At 72.7% G+C, this 18,816-nt stretch carries 20 protein-coding genes; 18 read left to right on the top strand and 2 right to left on the bottom strand.

Annotated features, from left to right (window positions below):
* On the top strand, positions 1 to 262 hold a 262-nt coding region (locus GB864_RS18585; RefSeq protein ID WP_236779149.1), incomplete at its 5' end, for a hypothetical protein.
* Position 263: 1 nt separating this feature from the next.
* Positions 264 to 1,496 carry a radical SAM family heme chaperone HemW gene (gene hemW, locus GB864_RS14715; protein ID WP_160426386.1) on the top strand — a complete coding sequence of 411 codons (1,233 nt, stop codon included), beginning with the start codon at positions 264 to 266 and terminating at the stop codon, positions 1,494 to 1,496.
* Positions 1,497 to 1,585: 89 nt separating this feature from the next.
* Here the strand turns inward: hemW and GB864_RS14710 are convergent, their stop codons facing one another.
* Entirely contained in the window at positions 1,586 to 1,996 is a 411-nt protein-coding gene (locus tag GB864_RS14710; RefSeq protein ID WP_160426383.1) for a DUF4870 domain-containing protein, read from the bottom strand.
* 100 nt (positions 1,997 to 2,096) lie between these two features.
* Positions 2,097 to 2,510, bottom strand: a complete 414-nt coding sequence (locus tag GB864_RS14705; protein WP_160426382.1) for a DUF4870 domain-containing protein — start codon at positions 2,508 to 2,510, stop codon at positions 2,097 to 2,099.
* 215 nt (positions 2,511 to 2,725) lie between these two features.
* On the opposite strand from GB864_RS14705, the gene hrcA reads away from it, so the two are divergent.
* From hrcA to GB864_RS14625, 16 genes are all read left to right on the top strand, one after another.
* The gene (gene hrcA / locus GB864_RS14700) at positions 2,726 to 3,748 is read left to right on the top strand and encodes a heat-inducible transcriptional repressor HrcA (RefSeq protein ID WP_160426380.1); all 1,023 of its coding nucleotides are present in this window, start codon (positions 2,726 to 2,728) and stop codon (positions 3,746 to 3,748) included.
* A 62-nt stretch (positions 3,749 to 3,810) separates the two neighbouring features.
* On the top strand, positions 3,811 to 4,923 hold the full coding sequence (gene dnaJ, locus GB864_RS14695) for a molecular chaperone DnaJ (RefSeq protein WP_160426378.1): 1,113 nt from the start codon (positions 3,811 to 3,813) through the stop codon (positions 4,921 to 4,923).
* A gap of 27 nt (positions 4,924 to 4,950) precedes the next feature.
* The gene (locus GB864_RS14690) at positions 4,951 to 5,679 is read left to right on the top strand and encodes a 16S rRNA (uracil(1498)-N(3))-methyltransferase (protein WP_160426376.1); all 729 of its coding nucleotides are present in this window, start codon (positions 4,951 to 4,953) and stop codon (positions 5,677 to 5,679) included.
* On the top strand, positions 5,676 to 6,458 hold the full coding sequence (locus tag GB864_RS14685; RefSeq protein WP_160426374.1) for a phosphotransferase: 783 nt from the start codon (positions 5,676 to 5,678) through the stop codon (positions 6,456 to 6,458). Before GB864_RS14690 ends, GB864_RS14685 begins: the two co-directional genes overlap by 4 nt.
* Positions 6,455 to 6,817 (top strand): HIT domain-containing protein, encoded by a 363-nt coding sequence (locus GB864_RS14680; protein WP_160426372.1) that lies wholly within the window; start codon positions 6,455 to 6,457, stop codon positions 6,815 to 6,817. Before GB864_RS14685 ends, GB864_RS14680 begins: the two co-directional genes overlap by 4 nt.
* 88 nt (positions 6,818 to 6,905) lie before the next feature.
* Positions 6,906 to 7,922: a PhoH family protein gene (locus tag GB864_RS14675; protein WP_236779150.1), complete on the top strand. Its 1,017-nt coding sequence runs from the start codon at positions 6,906 to 6,908 to the stop codon at positions 7,920 to 7,922.
* A 46-nt stretch (positions 7,923 to 7,968) separates the two neighbouring features.
* The gene (gene ybeY, locus GB864_RS14670) at positions 7,969 to 8,430 is read left to right on the top strand and encodes an rRNA maturation RNase YbeY (RefSeq protein WP_160426368.1); all 462 of its coding nucleotides are present in this window, start codon (positions 7,969 to 7,971) and stop codon (positions 8,428 to 8,430) included.
* Positions 8,431 to 8,432: 2 nt separating this feature from the next.
* The gene (locus GB864_RS14665) at positions 8,433 to 9,824 is read left to right on the top strand and encodes a hemolysin family protein (protein WP_160426366.1); all 1,392 of its coding nucleotides are present in this window, start codon (positions 8,433 to 8,435) and stop codon (positions 9,822 to 9,824) included.
* Positions 9,817 to 10,752, top strand: coding sequence for a GTPase Era (gene era, locus GB864_RS14660; RefSeq protein ID WP_160426364.1), 936 nt, complete (start codon positions 9,817 to 9,819; stop codon positions 10,750 to 10,752). Before GB864_RS14665 ends, era begins: the two co-directional genes overlap by 8 nt.
* A gap of 84 nt (positions 10,753 to 10,836) precedes the next feature.
* The gene (locus tag GB864_RS14655; RefSeq protein ID WP_160426362.1) at positions 10,837 to 11,625 is read left to right on the top strand and encodes a sirohydrochlorin chelatase; all 789 of its coding nucleotides are present in this window, start codon (positions 10,837 to 10,839) and stop codon (positions 11,623 to 11,625) included.
* Between the two features lie 165 nt (positions 11,626 to 11,790).
* A complete protein-coding gene (locus GB864_RS14650) occupies positions 11,791 to 13,524 on the top strand; it encodes a nitrite/sulfite reductase (RefSeq protein ID WP_160426360.1) in 1,734 nt (577 codons plus the stop codon).
* On the top strand, positions 13,521 to 14,264 hold the full coding sequence (locus GB864_RS14645) for a phosphoadenylyl-sulfate reductase (RefSeq protein ID WP_160426358.1): 744 nt from the start codon (positions 13,521 to 13,523) through the stop codon (positions 14,262 to 14,264). The genes GB864_RS14650 and GB864_RS14645 overlap by 4 nt, the downstream gene beginning before the upstream one ends.
* Positions 14,261 to 15,199, top strand: coding sequence for a sulfate adenylyltransferase subunit CysD (gene cysD / locus GB864_RS14640; protein ID WP_160426356.1), 939 nt, complete (start codon positions 14,261 to 14,263; stop codon positions 15,197 to 15,199). The genes GB864_RS14645 and cysD overlap by 4 nt, the downstream gene beginning before the upstream one ends.
* A gap of 212 nt (positions 15,200 to 15,411) precedes the next feature.
* Positions 15,412 to 16,782, top strand: a complete 1,371-nt coding sequence (locus tag GB864_RS14635) for a sulfate adenylyltransferase subunit 1 (protein ID WP_160426354.1) — start codon at positions 15,412 to 15,414, stop codon at positions 16,780 to 16,782.
* A 98-nt stretch (positions 16,783 to 16,880) separates the two neighbouring features.
* On the top strand, positions 16,881 to 17,960 hold the full coding sequence (locus GB864_RS14630; RefSeq protein WP_160426352.1) for an ABC transporter substrate-binding protein: 1,080 nt from the start codon (positions 16,881 to 16,883) through the stop codon (positions 17,958 to 17,960).
* Positions 17,961 to 17,962: 2 nt separating this feature from the next.
* On the top strand, positions 17,963 to 18,676 hold the full coding sequence (locus GB864_RS14625) for an ABC transporter ATP-binding protein (protein WP_160426351.1): 714 nt from the start codon (positions 17,963 to 17,965) through the stop codon (positions 18,674 to 18,676).
* Positions 18,677 to 18,816 lie beyond the last annotated feature (140 nt).

The following is an 18,816-nucleotide window of genomic DNA, read 5'->3' as shown; positions in this document are numbered from 1 at the left end:
CCTCCCCGCACGGCCGTCGGCACCCGCGCCCGCGGCACCCGCCCGCGCCGCCGCACCTGCTCCTGCGGCGTCGACATCGGCGGCCGCACCGGCCGAGCCGACGCCCGTCGACGACGACCAGCTCTCGCCCGCCGAGATCATGGCGGCCCTCGCCGCCTCCCGCGCCGCGGTGCCCGAGTACCAGACGAACCGCTACGAGCGTCGCCTCGCCGACCTCGCCGCCGCCGAGCACGACGACCGGGCCGCTCCCGGCGACCGCTGACGTGGCCGGGCCGCTCCCGATCGCCGATCCCGCCCCCGCCGACGGCCTGCTGCCGCCGGGCGCGGCTGTGGGCGCAGACAGCCGCGCGTTCGGCGTCTACCTCCACGTGCCGTTCTGCCGGGTGCGCTGCGGCTACTGCGACTTCAACACCTACACGGCGACCGAGCTGCGCGGCGTCAGCCAGTCCGACTACGCGAGCCAGGCGATCGTCGAGGTCGGGTTCGGCCGCGCGGTGCTCGAGGCGTCCGGAGTTCCGGCGCGCGCGGCATCCACGGTCTTCTTCGGCGGCGGCACGCCGACGCTCCTGCCCGCCGACGACCTCGTGCGCATGCTCGGGGCGGTGCGCGACGCGTGGGGGTTCGCGCCCGGGGCCGAAGTCACGACCGAGGCCAACCCCGATTCCGTGGATGCCGCCTACCTGCGCCGCCTCGTCGACGGCGGCTTCACGCGCGTGTCGTTCGGCATGCAGTCCGCGGTGCCGCACGTGCTGGCGACCCTCGACCGCACCCACGACCCCGAGCGGGTGCCGCAGGTCGTCGAGTGGGCCCGTGAGGCCGGCCTCGACGTGAGCCTCGACCTCATCTACGGCACGCCGGGGGAGTCGCTCGACGACTGGCGCACGAGCCTCGAGTCGGCGCTCGCGAGCCGCCCCGACCACCTCTCGGCGTACGCGCTCATCGTCGAGGACGGCACGAAGCTCGCCCGCCAGATCGCACGCGGCGAATACCCCGAGCCCGACGACGACCTCGAGGCCGACATGTACGAGCTCGCCGACGGCCTGCTCGGCGCCGCCGGCTACGAGTGGTACGAGGTGAGCAACTGGGCGCTCGATGAGTCGCAGCGCTCCCGCCACAACCTCGGCTACTGGCGCGGCGACGACTGGTGGGGCGTCGGCCCCGGTGCGCACTCGCACGTCGGCGGCGTGCGCTGGTGGAACGCGAAGCACCCGGCGGCCTACGCGGGCCGCATCATCGCGGGTGACTCGCCCGCCGTCGGCCGCGAGACCCTCGACGCCGACACCCGCGAGACCGAGCGGGTGCTGCTGCTCAGCCGCATCCGCGACGGGCTGGATGTCGCCGGCCTCCACACCGGCGGCCGTCACGCGGTCGCGGGGCTCATCGCCGACGGGCTCGTCGAGGCGAAGTCCGCCATCCGAGGTCGCATCGTGCTGACGCTGCGCGGGCGGCTCCTCGCCGACGCCGTCGTGCGGCGCCTGCTCGACGGCGCCGAATAGGGTCCGAGCTCTCCTCGGCGGCGCGAAGCGCGCCCGGAACGAACGCGGCCGCAGCCCCGAAGGGACTGCGGCCGGCCGATCGGCTCGTCTCAGGAGACGAACTTGATCGCGAGCGGGTAGGTGTAGGGCTGACCCTGGTTCGCCTTCACCGCGGCGATGATCGAGAAGATGATGTCCACGATCGCGACGGCGATGACGATGAAGATGCCGATGATCACGATGCTGAGCACCGCGCCGACGGCGTAGTAGATGAAGAGCGAGATCTGGAAGTTCAGCGCCGTCGCGGTGTGCGCGCGGATGAACGGGCCCTTGTCCTTCAGGATCAGGTAGCCGATGAGCGACGGAATGAAGCTGAAGAAGATGCCGCCGATGTGGATGAGGGTCGCCCAGAGCTTCTCATCGGCGGGGCTGAGCTGCGCCGACGTGCCGCCGTAGGGCTCGTTCGGCGGGGGCGGCGGTGCGGCGGGCGGCTGCTGCGGAGGCGGCGGGTAATCGGACATCTCGGTCTCCTGTTCGTCGTGCGCGGTCGTTTCCGGGCCGCTCATTCGAGGGGTAGCACCGCCGGGCGGCCGCCGGAAGAGGGCGCGCCCGAGCGATGCCTCACTTGATGAGGCGGATGGCGAAGGGGTAGCGGTAGTGCTTGCCGTCCTTGACCTGCAGGAAGGCGATGATCGAGAAGACTACCGAGATGATCCACGGCGCCCAGTTGAGCAGGCCGAAGAGCATGGCGAAGACCCAGCCGATGAAGGGGATCGCGCCGAAGATCGCGCCGAGGATGCCGGTGACGATGGCGAGCGCGACCGCGCCGATGAGGATCGTGATCTGGAAGTTCAGGGCTTCCTTCGCCTCGACGGCGGTGAAACGGCCGCGGTCCTTGAAGACGAGCCAGATGATGAGGCTGGGCGGGAAGAAGAGGATGCCGCCGAGGTGGGCGAAGGACGCCAACTGGACGTCGGAGGCGGGGGACAGCGGCTCGGGTGCGCCGCCGTAAGCGGGCTGCTGCTGGTCGGTCATGGTTCCTTCCGGTGGATGCGCGGGGGGCGCGGTGCGGGGGGAGGGGCGGGGTCCGCCGGCGCTCCACGTCCCCGATCCGGGGGACGGACGCAGCCGACGGATGCTCACGCTATCGCCCCACCGCACCGCGCGGCAACGGCGGGCGACTCGGGTCGACGCGGTAGTATTGGCAGTCAGCTCACGAGAGTGCCAGCAGGAGAGGAGTGCAGTCGCCGATGGTCTCCGAACGCAGCCTCGCGGTGCTCCGCGCGATCGTCCAGGACTACGTCGCGTCGCGCGAGCCGGTCGGTTCGAAGACGATCGTCGAGCGGCACTCCTTCGGCGTCTCCGCCGCGACGATCCGCAACGATATGGCCCTCCTCGAAGAGGAGGAGCTGATCGCCGCGCCGCACACGTCGTCGGGGCGCATCCCGACCGACAAGGGCTACCGCGTCTTCGTCGACCAGTTGGCGGAGCAGCGTCCGTTGACGTCGCCGCAGCGCCAGGCCATCGACACGTTCCTCGGCGAGTCGGCAGACCTCGACGAACTCCTCGCGCGCACCGTGCGCCTCGTCGCCCAGTTCACGCGGCAGCTCGCCGTCGTGCAGGTGCCGAGCTTCGGCGCCTCGCGCGTGCGCCATGTCGAGCTCGTGCCGCTCTCGGCATCCCGACTGCTCGTCATGCTCATCACCGACGCCGGGCTCGTCGAGCAGCGCGTCGTCGACCTCGGCGAGGCGCTCGTCGCCGAGACCGTCGAGACCCTGCGGGAGCGCCTGAACGCCCTCGTCGACGGCCTCGACGTGGTCGAGGCCTCCGCGAAGCTCGACACGATCGACGACCTCGGCCTGCCCGAGCACGCCGGCGCCGTCGGCCGGCTCGCGGCGGCCCTCGCCGAGCAGGCCCGCGCGCAGCGCGTCGACAAGCTCGTCGTCGCCGGCGCCGCGAACCTCGTGCGCACCGAGCAGGACTTCTCGGGCCGCATCTTCGACGTCATCGAGGCGATCGAGGAGCAGGTCGTGCTGCTGCGCCTCTTCGGCGAGATGGCGGCCGACCAGCACGGCCTCACCGTCTCCATCGGTCGTGAGAACGCCCCGTTCGGCCTCGCCGACACGTCGGTCATCGCGTCCACGTTCAGCGCCGGAGGCATCGACGTGTCCCGGCTCGGCGTGCTCGGCCCGACCCGCATGGACTACTCCAGCAACATGGCCGCCGTACGCGCGGTGGCCCGCTATCTCTCGCGGACGCTCGGCGAACACTGAGCCGCGCGCGGCGCGCTGCGCCCGAGCGATCCCGCATCCCGAATCGAAAGGACTCCCAGCCTGTGGCTGACCACTACGAGGTGCTCGGCGTCGCCCGCGACGCGAGCACCGAGGAGATCAAGAAGGCGTATCGGCGACTCGCCCGGGAGCTCCACCCCGACGTCAACCCGAGCACCGAGGCCTCCGAGCGCTTCAAGCTCGTGACCCACGCCTACGACGTGCTCTCCGACCCTGCGCAGCGGCGCCAGTACGACCAGGGCGGCTCCGGCTCGCCGTTCGGCGGCGCGGGCGGCGCCGGCTTCGGCGGCTTCGGCGACATCTTCGAGACGTTCTTCGGCGGCGGGGGCGGCGGCACCCGCGGGCCCCGCAGCCGCCGCGAGCGCGGCCAGGACGCGCTGCTGCGAGTCGAAGTGGACCTCGACGAGGTCGTCTTCGGCACGCACCGCGACCTCGAGGTCGACACGGCCGTCGTGTGCGAGACGTGCAACGGTTCCTGCTGCGCGCCCGGCACCTCGCCCGTGACCTGCGACATCTGCCGCGGCACCGGTCAGATCCAGCGCCAGGTGCGCTCGCTGCTCGGCAACGTCGTGACCTCGAGCCCGTGCGGCACGTGCCGCGGCTACGGCACGGTCATCCAGACCCCGTGCGTGACCTGCCAGGGCCAGGGCCGCGTGCGCGCGCGTCGCAGCGTTCCGGTCGACATCCCCGCGGGCGTCGACACGGGCACGCGCATCCAGATGCCCGGTTCCGGCGAGGCCGGCCCTGCCGGCGGACCGAACGGCGACCTCTACCTCGAGATCAAGGTGCGGAGCCACGACGTGTTCTCGCGCAACGGCGACGACCTGCTCGCCACGCTCGAGGTGCCGATGACCGACGCGATCCTCGGCACGAACACCACGATCCCCGGCCTCGACGGCGACGTCGACGTCGAGATCAAGGCGGGCATCCAGGCGGGCGAGATCATCACGGTCAAGGACCGCGGCGTGACCAAGCTCCGCGGCAGCGGGCGCGGCGACCTGCGCATCGGCGTGCACGTCGTCACTCCGACGAAGCTCTCCGGCCGCGAGCGCGAGCTCATCGAGCAGTTCGCGTCGTCGAAGAAGTCGAAGGGTCCGGAGCTCGCGCAGTTCCAGCAGGGACTGTTCGCGCGGTTGCGCGACCGCTTCCTCGGCTAGGTTCGGAACGGATCCAGGGGAGGGCGCATGGCGAACCGCTACCTCGACGAATCGCTCGAGACGACCGAGTCGGGCGCGCTCGTGACCCTCGGCGGCGAGGAGTCCCGCCACGCGGTGCAGGTCGCCCGGCTCCGCGTCGGCGAGTCGATCGAGCTCGGCAACGGGCGCGGGCTCGTCGCCCGCGGTGTCGTGACGGTCGCCGAACCGTCGCGACTCTCGGTCGAGATCGAGTCGGTGCGCACCGAGGATGCCTCGACCCCGCGGTTCACGCTCGTGCAGGCGCTCGCGAAGGGCGACCGCGACGAACTCGCCGTGCAAGCCGCGACCGAGCTCGGCGTGGATGCCATCGTGCCGTGGGCGTCCGCCCGATCGGTCTCCCGGTGGGATGCGAAGAAGGCCGAGAAGGGCCGCGCCCGGTGGGCGAGCATCGCCCGCGAGGCGGTGAAGCAGTCGCTGCGCGCGTGGCTGCCCGAGGTCGCCCCGCTCGCCACGACGAAGCAGCTGCCCGCGGCCCTCGCCGGCACGCGCGTGCTCGTGCTCGAGCCGTCCGCGTCGGTGCGCTTCGGCGACCTCGACCTCGACGGCCGCGACGTGGCCCTGGTGGTCGGTCCGGAGGGCGGCATCGCCCCCGAGGAACTGCGCGCGTTGGAAGCCGCGGGCGCCGAGCTCGTGCGCCTCGGCGACGGCGTGCTGCGCACCTCCACGGCCGGGCCGGCGGCGATCGCCGCGCTGCAGACGGCGCTCGGCCGCTGGTGAACGAGGTCCCCGCCGACCTCGCGGGGCGGCCGGAGGGACCGGTCGAGCTGCCGGCGCTCGTCGTCGCCGCCGCTCGCGGACCGCTCGAGGCCGTGTGGCGCAACGGCCTCGGCGGGCTGACGTTCCGCGACGGCGATCGATTCCTGAAATGGATGCCCGAGGGCGTCGGCATCCCGCTCCGGGACGAGGCCGTGCGCCTGGAGTGGGCGGGGCGGTTCCATCCGGTGCCGCACGTGCTCGCCGTCGAATCGGATGCCTCGGGGGAGCTGCTCGTGACCGCCGCGCTGCCCGGCCGCAGCGCGGTCGACGAGCGCGTCCGGGCGGACCCCGCTGCGGCGGCCGCGGCGATCGGCGCCGGACTCCGGGCGCTGCACGAGGCGCTGCCCGTGGCGGAGTGCCCGTTCGACTGGTCGCCGGCCGAGCGCGGCTGGGCGCTCCCGCATCCGTCGATCGATCGGCTCGTCGTCTGCCACGGCGACGCGTGCGCCCCGAACACCCTCATCGGGGACGACGGCCGGTGGCGCGGGCACGTCGATCTCGGCGGTCTCGGCGTCGCCGACCGCTGGGCGGATCTCGCGGTCGCCTCGATGAGCCTCGACTGGAACTTCGGCGCCGGGCACGAGGGAGCGTTGTTCGCCGCCTACGGCATCGAGCCCGATGCGGAGCGCCTCGACTTCTATCGGATGCTGTGGAACCGCGAGGACGCCGCCGCTCCCGCGAACGCCGAGGGCGAACCGCCCGGCCCCGGCGGCGGAGCCCCCGGTAGACTGAGGGGATGAGCGAAACCGGTGCCGCCCCGTCCGTGTTCAGCCGCATCATCGCGCGCGAGATCCCGGCGAACGTCGTCTTCGAGGACGAGCGGCTGATCGCCTTCCACGACATCGCGCCGAAGGCCCCGGTCCACGTCGTCGTGACGCCGAAGACCGAGGCCTACGCCGACGTCGTCGAACTCGCCGCCGGCGACCCCGCGCTGCTGGCCGAACTGGTCGCCGCGGCGTCGCGCATCGCGGGGGAGCTGGCCGACGGCCAGTTCCGACTCGTCTTCAACACCGGCCCCAATGCGGGCCAGACCGTCTTCCACGTGCACGCCCATGTGCTCGCCGGCGGACTCGAGGAGGGCACGCTTGCCGGACAGTGAACGACCCGGTCGCGATCGTATCGACGCGGACGAGGAGGCCGTGACCCGGCCGGTCGCCGAGGCGCGGCTGGAGATCGACGGCGTCGCCATGGTGCGTCTGCTGGGGCCGCAGGACCGGCTGCTCACGACGATCGAACGGGAGCACCCCGACGTCGACGTGCACGTGCGCGGCAACGAGATCGTGCTGCGCGGCGCACCCGACGAGGTGGGCCGCGTGCGGCGCCTCATCGAGGAGCTCCAGGAGCTCGTGCGCACGGGCGTCGACCCGTCGCCCACGGAGGTCGTCTCCTCGAAGCGCATCATCGACCGCGACCCGACCGCACGGCCGAGCGCGATGCTCGGCGAGGTCATCCTCCAGCGCGGCGGCAAGACGATCCGTCCCATGACGGCGGGCCAGCGCGACTACGTCGACGCGATCGACGAGCACACCGTCACGTTCGGCATCGGCCCCGCCGGCACGGGCAAGACCTACCTCGCGATGGCGAAGGCCGTCCAGGCGCTCATGCGCAAGGAGGTCTCGCGGATCATCCTGAGCCGACCCGCCATCGAGGCCGGCGAGCGCCTGGGATTCCTGCCCGGCACGCTCACCGACAAGATCGATCCGTACCTGCGGCCCCTCTACGACGCGCTCAACGAGATGATGGACCCCGAGCTCGTGCCGAAGCTGCTCGCGGCCGGCACCGTCGAGGTCGCACCGCTGGCCTACATGCGCGGCCGCACGCTCAACGACTCCTTCGTCATCCTCGACGAGGCGCAGAACACGACGCCCGAGCAGATGAAGATGTTCCTCACCCGCCTCGGCTTCGGCTCCAAGATGGTGGTCACGGGCGACATCACCCAGGTCGACCTGCCGACGGCGTCCTCGGGCCTCCGGCTCGTCACGCGCATCCTCGATCGCATCGACGACATCGCCTTCCAGCGCCTCACGAGCGAAGACGTCGTGCGCCATTCGCTCGTCGGCCGCATCGTCGACGCCTACACGGAGTACGACCAGAAGCAGCAGGCGGGCCGCTACGAGCGCGAGCAGGCTCGCGAGTTCGCCAACCGCGCCGAACGCCGCGGCCGCGCGCCGCGCGATCACCAGCAGCGCCGCGGCATCAGCTGAAGCGCCGCGTGAACCGACCGACCACCCCTGCGAGAGCGGAGCATCCGTGAGCATCGAGATCAACAACGAGTCGGCGATCGAGGTCGACGAGGCGGCGCTGCAGCGCGTCGCCGTGTACGCGCTCGACGCGCTGCACGTGCACCGCGACGCCGAGCTGGCGGTCGTGCTCGTCGACGAGGGCGCCATGGAGCAGCTGCACGTGCAGTGGATGGACGAGCCCGGCCCGACTGACGTGCTGAGCTTCCCCATGGACGAGCTGCGCCCCGGCACGCTCGACGAGCCGACGCCGGCCGGCCTCCTCGGCGACATCGTGCTCTGCCCGCAGGTCGCGATCGAGCAGGCGAAGACGGCGGGGCACGGCCTCACCGACGAGCTGCAGCTGCTGACGACCCACGGCATCCTGCACCTGCTCGGCTTCGACCACGCCGAGCCGGACGAGGAGAAGGAGATGTTCGGCCTCCAGCGCGACATCCTCGTCGGGTTCGCGATGCAGGAGCGACGACGCTGACCATGCTCGCCGCCTGGTGCTTCGCGATCGCCGCGGTCCTCGTCGCCTTCGGCGGCTTCATGGCCGCGGCGGACGCGGCGTTGCAGTCCCTGTCCCGGGCCGACCTCGTCGAGCTCGCCGAGCGCTCCCGTGCACGTCGCTCGATCCTCGCGATCGCCGACGACCCGGGCGCCCACGTCAACGCGATCAACTTCGTGCGCATCATCGTCGAGACGACCGCGGCGGTGCTCGTCACGATCGCCTTCACCGAGCTGCTCGAGAGCTGGTGGCTCGTGCTCATCGCCTCCGCGGCGATCATGATCGGCGTCTCCTTCGTGCTCGTGGGCACGAGCCCCCGCTCCGTGGGCCGCGCGCACCCCGAGGGCATCGTGCGCTCCTCGGCGCGCATCGTCCGCATCGTGCGGGTGAGCACGGGCCCGCTCGCCAACGCCCTCGTCGCCCTCGGCAATCGCGTGACCCCCGGCCGCGCCCGCTACGCCGGCGTCTCGAGCGAGGAGCAGCTGCTCAGCCTCGTCGACGAGGCCGCCGAGCAGGCCGTGCTCGAGGAGGACGACCGCGAGCTCATCCACTCGATCTTCGAGTTCAACGAGACCATCGTGCGCTCGGTCATGGTGCCGCGCACCGACATGACCGTCATCGACCGCGCGGCCCCGCTCGCGGACGCGATGGCGCTGTTCCTCAAGTCGGGCGTCTCCCGCATCCCCGTGATCGACGGCGACGCCGACGAGATCGCCGGCATCCTCTACCTCCGCGACCTGGCACGGGTGAGCTTCGAGCGGCCCGACGGCGCGGCATCCCTCACTGCCGGCGACCTCATGCGAGACGCCGAGTTCGTGCCCGAGTCCCTGAACGCCGACGCCCTGCTGCGGCAGATGCAGCAGCGCTCGAACCACCTCGCCATGGTCGTCGACGAGTACGGCGGCATCGCCGGCCTCGTGACCATGGAGGACCTCATCGAGGAGCTCGTCGGCGACATCACCGACGAGTACGACCGGGACGCGCCCGACGTCGAGTCGCTCCCGGACGAGCGGTACCGTGTCAACGCGCGCCTGCCGATCGACGAGCTCGGGGAGCTCTTCGGGCTCGAGCTCGAGGACGAGGACGTCGACTCGGTCGGCGGGCTCGTCGCCAAGGAACTCGGGCGCATCGCCGCACCGGGCGACACCGTGACGGTCAGCGGGCTCGTGCTCGAGGCCGAGCGCACGAGCGGGCGCCGCGGCCGGATCCAGACCGTGCTCGCGTGGCGCGACCAGTCGCTCATCGACGCGATGACGGCGTTCGAGGGGCGACGGGAGTCCCGGCACACGGGCAGTCTGCCCGTCGTGCGCGCCGCGGACGACACTGCAGGTCGCGGGCGCAACGCCCGCGCCGACGAGAGGAGCCGACGTGGCTGAACCGACCGAGACCACCGCCGCGGCCGCCGAGCCGAGCGCGCCGTACCGGGCGGGCTTCGTCTCGTTCGTGGGCCGGCCCAACGTCGGCAAGTCGACGCTGACGAACGCGCTCGTCGGCCAGAAGGTCGCGATCACCTCCTCGAAGCCGCAGACGACGCGCCGCGCGATCCGCGGCATCGTGCACCGGCCGAACGGCCAGATCATCCTCGTCGACACTCCGGGCGTGCACCGTCCGCGCACCCTGCTCGGCGAGCGGCTCAACCACCTCGTGCAGTCGACCCTCGGCGACGTCGACGTCATCGCGTTCTGCGTGCCGGCCGACGAGCCGATCGGACCGGGCGACCGCTTCATCAGCGAGCAGCTCGAGGAGTACCCGCGGGCGCTCAAGGTCGCGATCGTCACGAAGACCGACAAGACGGGCAAGGCGAAGGTCGCCGATCAGCTGCTCGCCGTCTCGCAGTTGCGCGAGTGGGCCACGATCATCCCCGTGTCGGCGCCGAAGGGCGAGCAGCTCGACGTGCTCGTCGACGAACTGCTGAAGCTCCTGCCGACGAGCGAGTACCCCCTCTACCCCGAGGACGCCCTCACCGACGAGCAGGCCGAGGAGCGCATGGCGGAGTTCGTGCGCGAAGCCGTGCTCGAGGGCGTCAGCGACGAACTGCCGCACTCGGTCGCCGTGACCGTCGACGACGTCATCGAGCGGGAGGACAGGGACCTCGTCGAGGTCTACGCGAACGTCTACGTCGAGCGCGACAGCCAGAAGGGCATCATCATCGGCAAGGGCGGCCAGCGCCTCCGCGAGGTCGGCCAGACGGCGCGCGCCCAGATCGAGGAGCTGCTCGGCCGCAAGGTCTACCTCGCGCTCCACGTGAAGGTCGCCAAGGACTGGCAGCGCGACCCGAAGCAGCTCGGCCGCCTCGGCTTCTGAGTCGGGCCGCGTCACGCGGCGGAACGCAACGGAACATTCCGTCGCATCCCGGCGGCGCCTCGGGCCGATGCCGATGATGGGCGGATGTCCGCTCCGACCCTCCTCGCCGTCTCCCACGGCACCGCCGACCCCGCCGGTCAGGCGGCGATCGCCCGACTCGTCGCGGCCGTCGCCGATCGGCTGCCGGGCGTCGACGTGCGGCTCGCGCACGTCGACGTGCAGGCTCCCGACGTGGATGACTCGCTCGCGCTGATCCCCTCGGACGAGCCGGTCGTGCTCGTGCCGCTGCTGCTCTCGGCGGGGTACCACGTGCGGGTCGACCTCGCCGACTCCACCCGGGGGCGGCCGAACGTGCGGACGACGCCCGCCCTCGGCCCCGACGAACGGCTCGTCGACGTCCTCGTCGACCGGCTCGACGAAGCGGGCCTGCGCGCGGGCGACGAGGTCGTGCTCATCGCGGCCGGCTCGTCGGATGCCGCCGCCGTCGCGGACTGCCGCCGCACGGCGGACGAGCTCTCGCTCCGGCTCGGACGGCCAGTCACGGCATCCTTCCTCTCGGCGGCCGAGCCGCGCGCGGACGACGCGATCGCAGCCACGCGGTCGACGCGGGGCGGAGCCGGAGCGGCCCGCTCGGGACGGCCCCGGGCCGGACGCGTCGTCGCGGCGAGCTACCTCCTCGCGCCGGGGTACTTCCAGTCCCTCGCCGAGGGCGCCGGCGCCGACATCACGACGGCGGCGCTCGCCGAAGCCGACCGCACGCATCCCGCCCTCGTGGACGTGGTCGTCGGCCTCTACCTGGAAGGCGTCGCCACGCACGCCCTCGCGACGCGCGTCACGGACCGCGCGCTCGTGACGCAATCGGTCGAAGTATGACGCGACGTCACCGAGTGTTGCCGCGTCGGTCGGACGCGCGATGACGCCGCACGGGTACGGCCGTAGCTTGTCCCGGGTCGGCACCGGTCGGCAACCGGCGGCACCGACCGCCGCGGCCGGGACGACGCAGTCCGAGCCCGGACGAACCGGAAAGGAGAGCAGGCGATGACGATCAGCGAGACCGCGCGACCCGAGGCATCCGCCGCACGGGTGCGCCCGCCGCGCGCCGACGGCCGTTCGAACGGCCAGTGGAAGATCGACGGCACCGCGCCGCTCAACGGCAACGAGGAGTGGAAGCAGGCCGACGGCGGCCTCGCCGTCCGCGAACGCATCGAGACGACCTACGCCGCCGGCGGGTTCGCCTCGATCGACCCGACCGACCTGCACGGTCGCTTCCGCTGGTGGGGCCTCTACACGCAGCGCAAGCCCGGCATCGACGGTGGCAAGACCGCGTCGCTGGAGCCGGAGGAGCTCGAGGACGAGTACTTCATGCTCCGCGTGCGCATCGACGGCGGGCAGCTCACGACCGAGCAGCTCCGCGTCATCGCCGGCATCTCGACCGAGTTCGGCCGCGGCACCGCCGACCTGACCGACCGCCAGAACATCCAGCTCCACTGGATCCGCGTCGAGGACGTGCCCGAGATCTGGCGCCGCCTCGAAGCCGTCGGCCTCGGCACGACCGAAGCGTGCGGCGACGTGCCGCGCGTCGTGCTCGGCTCGCCCGTAGCCGGCATCGCGGCCGACGAGCTCATCGACCCGACGCCGCAGATCGAGGAGATCACGAGCCGCTTCATCGGCGACGAGTCGCTCGCGAACCTGCCGCGCAAGTTCAAGTCGGCGATCACGGGGCACCCGTCGCAGGACGTCGTGCACGAGATCAACGACGTCGCCTTCGTCGCGCTCGAGCACCCCGAGCTCGGCATCGGCTACGACCTGTGGGTCGGCGGGGGACTCTCGACGGCGCCCCGGCTCGCCGAGCGGCTCGGCGTGTTCGTCGCCCCCGAGCGCGTCGCCGACGTGTGGCACGGCGTCGCCCAGATCTTCCGCGACTACGGCTTCCGACGCCTGCGAAACAAGGCCCGCCTGAAGTTCCTCCTCGCCGAGTGGGGCGTCGAGCGCTTCCGCGAGGTGCTCGAGACCGAATACCTGGATGCCCCGCTGCCCGACGGCCCCGCCGCCCCGACCGCGACCACCGTCGGCGACCACGTCGGCGTGCACCGCCAGCGCGACGGCCGCTTCTACCTCGGCGTGACGCCCGTCGTCGGCCGCGTCTCCGGCCCGACGCTCGCCGCCCTCGCCGATCTGCTCGAGGCCCACGGGTCGACGCGGCTCCGCACGACGCCCCACCAGAAGCTCGTCATCCTCGACGTCGCCGAGGACCGCCTCGACTCGCTCGTCGCCGGCCTCGACGTCCTCGGCCTGCAGTCGCGGCCGAGCCTGTTCCGCCGCGGCGCGATCGCCTGCACGGGCATCGAGTTCTGCAAGCTCGCGATCGTCGAGACGAAGCAGACCGCGACGGATGCCGTGGCCCTGCTCGAAGCCCGGCTCGCCGAGCTCGAACCGCAGCTGCCGCATCCGATCTCGCTGCACGTCAACGGCTGCCCGAACTCGTGCGCCCGCATCCAGACAGCCGACATCGGCCTGAAGGGGCAGCTGCTGCCCGACGGCGACGGCGGCCAGACCCCCGGCTTCCAGGTGCACCTCGGCGGCGGCCTCGCCTCCCGCGACCGCGACGAAGCCGGCCTCGGCCGCACGGTCCGCGGCCTCAAGGTCACCGCCGACGGCCTCGCCGACTACGTCGAGCGGCTCGTGCGCCGCTTCGCGGAGGAGCGCGACGCCGAGGCCGACGAGACGTTCGCCGAATGGGCGCACCGCGCCGACGAGGCGGTGCTGCGATGAGCGTCGCACTCGCGCCCCGCATCCGCGTCCGTCGCTCGCCGGAGGAGCTGCGTGCGCTCGCCGAGGCTGGCGCCGCCGAGCTCGCGAGCCTGGCACCCGGCGAGGCGAGCGCGTACGGCGTCGTCGAATGGGTCGCCCGCGAGTTCGACACCGGTGCCGCCGCGGTCGCATGCTCCATGGCCGACGCCGTGCTGCCGCACCTCGTGGCGACCGTCCTGCCCGGCGTCGACGTGCTCTTCCTCGACACCGGCTACCACTTCGCCGAGACGGTCGCGACGCGCGACGCGGTCGCCACCGGCCTCGAGGTGCGCGTCGTCGACGTCACCGCCGAGCAGAGCGTCGCCGAGCAGGACGCCGAGTTCGGCGCCCGGCTCCACGAGCGCGACCCCGGTGCGTGCTGCGCACGTCGCAAGGTCGCGCCCCTCCAGGACGCCCTGAGCGGCTACGAGGTGTGGTTCACGGGGGTGCGCCGCGACGAGGCATCCACCCGCGCGAACACGCCCCTCGTGGTCTGGGACGAGCGCAACGGCCTCGTCAAGGTCAACCCGCTCGCCGCCTGGAGCTTCGACGACCTGCTCGACTACGCCGGCGCGTTCGGGGCGATCGTCAACCCGCTCGTCGCCGACGGCTACCCCTCGATCGGCTGCGCGCCGTGCACCGCCCGGGTCGCCCCGGGCGACGACCCCCGTTCCGGCCGCTGGGCCGGACTCGCCAAGACGGAATGCGGACTCCACGAATGACTGCGTCTATTACCGAGGCAAGCGCGTCCGCTGGCGCGTCCACGCGCCTCGATGCCCTCGACCTGCTCGAGGCCGAGGCCATCCACATCATCCGAGAGGTCGTCGCCGAGTTCGAGCGGCCCGTGCTGCTCTTCTCCGGCGGCAAGGACTCGGTCGTCGTGCTGCACCTCGCGGCCAAGGCCTTCCGTCCCGGACGCGTCCCGTTCCCCGTGCTGCACGTCGACACCGGCCACAACTTCCCCGAGGTGCTCGCGTTCCGCGACGAGACCGTCGAGCGCCTCGGCGTGCGACTCGAGGTCGCCCGCGTGCAGGACTACCTCGACGACGGCCGGCTCGCCGAGCGCGCCGACGGCACCCGCAACCCGCTGCAGACGCGGCCCCTGCTCGACGCCATCGCCGCCGGCCGCCACGACGCCGTCTTCGGCGGGGCCCGGCGCGACGAGGACAAGGCGCGCGCCAAGGAGCGCATCATCTCGCTCCGCGACGAGTTCGGCGCGTGGGACCCGCGCAACCAGCGCCCCGAGCTCTGGAGCCTCTACAACGGCCGGCACACGCCCGGCCAGCACGTGCGCGCGTTCCCCATCTCCAACTGGACCGAGCTCGACGTGTGGCGCTACCTCGAACGCGAGCAGATCCCGCTGCCCCCGCTCTACTTCGCCCACGAGCGCGACGTGTTCCGCCGCGACGGCATGTGGCGCGCCGTCGGCGACTCCTCGCTGCCGCGGCCCGACGAGACCGTCGAGCGCAAGCGCGTGCGCTACCGCACGGTCGGCGACCTCAGCTGCACGGGCGCCGTGGAATCCGACGCGGCCGACCTCGCCGCGATCGTGCGGGAGGTGGCCGCGTCGACCATCACCGAACGCGGCGCCACGCGCGCCGACGACCGCCTCTCCGAGGCGGCCATGGAGGACCGCAAGAAGGACGGGTACTTCTGATGAACGCACGACCGACCGCCGCTGCGCCGGCGCCGGCCATGGAGGACCGCAAGAAGGACGGGTACTTCTGATGAACGCACGACCGACCGCCGCTGCGCCGGCGCCGGCCATGGAGGACCGCAAGAAGGACGGGTACTTCTGATGAACGCACGACCGAACGCCGCTGCGCCGGCGCCGGCCATGGAGGACCGCAAGAAGGACGGGTACTTCTGATGACCGACACTCTGACGCCGGCACTGACCGCGCTCGTAGCGCAGCCCGACGAGGACGCGCCGCGCGCGACGAGCCTCTTCCGCTTCGCGACCGCGGGCAGCGTCGACGACGGCAAGTCGACCCTCGTCGGTCGGCTGCTCCACGACGCGAAGGCGATCCTCGCCGACCAGCTCGAGCAGATCGAGCGCACGTCCCGCGAACGCGGCTTCGGCCACGGCACCGGCTTCGACTTCGCGCTGCTCACCGACGGCCTCCGCGCCGAGCGCGAGCAGGGCATCACGATCGACGTCGCCTACCGGTACTTCTCGACGGGGGAGCGCAGCTTCGTGCTCGCCGACTGCCCCGGCCACGTGCAGTACACGCGCAACATGGTCACGGGCTCCACGACGGCCGATGCCGTCGTCGTGCTCGTCGACGCTCGCCACGGCGTGCTCGAGCAGACCCGGCGGCACCTCGCCGTCGTCGCCCTGCTCGGCGTGCCGCACCTCGTCGTCGCCGTGAACAAGATCGACCTGCTCGGCTTCGACGAGGACGCGTTCCGCCGGGTCGAGGCCGACGCGCTCGCCGCGGCCGCGGCGCTCGGGATCCCGGGCACGCACGTCATCCCCGTGTCGGCGCTCGAGGGCGACAACGTCGTCGAGCGTTCGGCGCGCACGCCCTGGTACGACGGGCCGGCGCTGCTCGACCTGCTCGGTTCCCTGCCTGCGGCCGCGGAGCTCGCGCCCGAGGCGGAGCCCTTCCGGCTGCCCGTGCAGCTCGTCATCCGTCCGCAGGGCGGGCTCGCGCCCGACCTCGCCGCCGATCCGGATGCGGTGGCGGCGCTCCGCGACCACCGGGCGCTGGCCGGTCGAGTCGCCTCGGGCCGCATCGCCGTCGGCGACGCGGTACGGGTCGAGCCCGGCGGGCACGTCACGCGCGTGACGGGCATCCGGGTGGCGGGTGAACCGGCGGACGAGGCGATCGCGCCGCAGTCGGTCTCGCTCTCGCTCGCCGACGACGTGGATGCCGCACGCGGCGCGCACGTCGTCGCGGTCTCGCACCGGGTCGAGCCCGTACGCGAGTTCGAGGCGGAGCTCTTCCAGCTCGACCGCCGCACGCTCCGCATCGGCGACCGCGTGCTCGTCAAGCACGGCACGGCCGCCGTGCCCGCGATCATCGCCGCCGTCACGGCGATGCGCGACCTCGACACGTTCGAGCTCGTCGACGCCGACCGGCTCGAGGCGAACGAGATCGGCCGGGTGCGACTGCGTCTCGCCGCCGAGCTCCCCGTCGAGCCCTACGCCGTCAGCCGCGAAGCCGGGTCGTTCCTCGTCATCGAACCGGCCGACGGTGCGACGCTCGCCGCCGGCATCGTCCTGCCCGCTCCCTGAGCAGGCTTCGGCACCCTCGAACCGACCGCGCCGGAACCGCCGGCCCCGAACCCACCGCTCATCCGCACCGCTCGTCCGCACCGAACCCTGGAGGATCCATGACCCGCTCGACCGTTCGCCTGTCCGCCCTCGTCGCCGTCGCCGGTGCCGTCGCGATGGGCTTCGGCGGCTGCGCGGGCGCGGATGCCTCCGCCGACGTCGCCGCGGCGGGCGGTGCGCCGGCCGACGAGGTGACGCTCGGCTACTTCGCCAACGTCACCCACGCGCCGGCCCTCGTCGGGCTCGAGGAGGGGTTCTTCGCCGACGCGCTCGGCGGCACCGAACTCTCGACCGAGGTCTTCAACGCCGGCCCGGCCGCGATCGAGGCGCTCACCGCGGGCGCGATCGACGTCGCGTACATCGGCCCGAACCCCTCGATCAACACGTTCATCCAGTCCGGCGGCCAGTCGGCGCGCATCGTCGCGGGCGCCGCCGTCGGCGGTGCGGCCCTGGTCGTGCGCGACGGCATCGACTCGCCGGCCGACCTCGAGGGCGCGACGCTCGCGACGCCGCAGCTCGGCAACACCCAGGACGTCGCGCTGCGCGCCTGGCTCGCCGACGAGGGCTACGAGACCGACACCTCCGGCGGCGGCGACGTCGCCATCACCCCGACCGAGAACGCCCAGACGCTCACCCTGTTCCAGCAGGGCGAGATCGACGGCGCCTGGCTGCCGGAGCCGTGGGTATCGCGGCTCGTCGTCGACGCCGGCGCGCACGTCCTCGTCGACGAGGCCGACCTCTGGGAGGACGGCGCGTTCCCGACGACCGTGCTGCTCGTCAACGCCGACTTCCTCGCCGCGCACCCGCAGACGGTCGAGGCGCTGCTCGAGGGCCACCTCGCCGCCCTCGGCTGGCTCGCGGAGCACCCGGACGAGGCGGCCGGCGTCATCAACGCGAAGCTCGAGGCCGACACCGGCAAGGGCCTCGAGCCCGCCGTGATCGACCGCGCGCTCGAGCACGTCGCGTTCGACGCCGACCCGCACGCCGAGACCTTCGAGACCCTCGTCGCGAACGGCCTGGAAGCGGGCACGCAGAAGGACGGCTCGATCGACGGCCTCTTCGACCTGTCGCTGCTGAACGGTCTCCTCGAGGCCGACGGCGCCGAGCCGGTGTCCGCCGGCGGGCTCGGGAGCGAGTGAGGATGTCCGTCGCGATCCGCCTCGCCGGCGTCGGCAAGCGCTTCGGCGCCGGCCCCGTCGTGCTCGAGGATGTCCGGCTCGACATCGCCGATGGGGAGTTCGTCTGCCTCCTCGGCGCCTCCGGGTGCGGCAAGTCCACGCTGCTGAACCTGATCGCGGGACTCGACCGCCCGACCGCGGGCACGGTCGAGATCCCCGACGCCGGTGCCGCCGTGATGTTCCAGGAGCCCGCGCTCATGCCCTGGCTCACCGCGTCGCGCAACGTCGAACTCGCCCTCGAGCTCGCGGGCGTGCCGCGTGCCGAGCGTCGGGCCCGCGCGCTCGAACTGCTCGACGCCGTCAACCTCGCCGACGCGGCCGGCAAGCGGCCGCACGAGCTCTCGGGCGGGATGCGCCAGCGCGTCGCCCTCGCACGGGCGCTCGCGCAGGAGCGGCCCGTGCTGCTCATGGACGAGCCGTTCGCCGCGCTCGACGCCATCACGCGCGATCTGCTGCACGAAGAACTCGAACGCGTCTGGCGGCGTACGGGACGCACGATCGTCTTCGTCACCCACAACGTGCGGGAGGCCGTGCGCCTCGGGCAGCGCATCGTGCTGCTCTCCAGCCGGCCCGGCCGCGTGTCGGGGGAGTGGGCGACCGCCGGCGCCGACCCCGCGGCGCTCGCCGCGGAGATCACCGAGCGACTGCGGAAGGAGTTGGTGCGCAATGCCGCGTGAGAGCCTCGTCGACGAGACGACCGGTACTCCGGCGGAGACCGCCGCATCGGCGGTCACGACCGCACCGCCGAGCGGGCCGGTGGCCGACGCCGCCGTCGCGAGCACCGCCGCGGCGCCGGGCGCTCCCGGCGCGCCGGCCG

The sequence above is a fragment of the Agromyces seonyuensis genome (genome assembly GCF_009789225.1).
Lineage (GTDB): Bacteria > Actinomycetota > Actinomycetes > Actinomycetales > Microbacteriaceae > Agromyces > Agromyces seonyuensis.
Note: the sequence above shows the minus strand (reverse complement) of the source record. Positions and strands in the feature narration are given on the sequence as shown.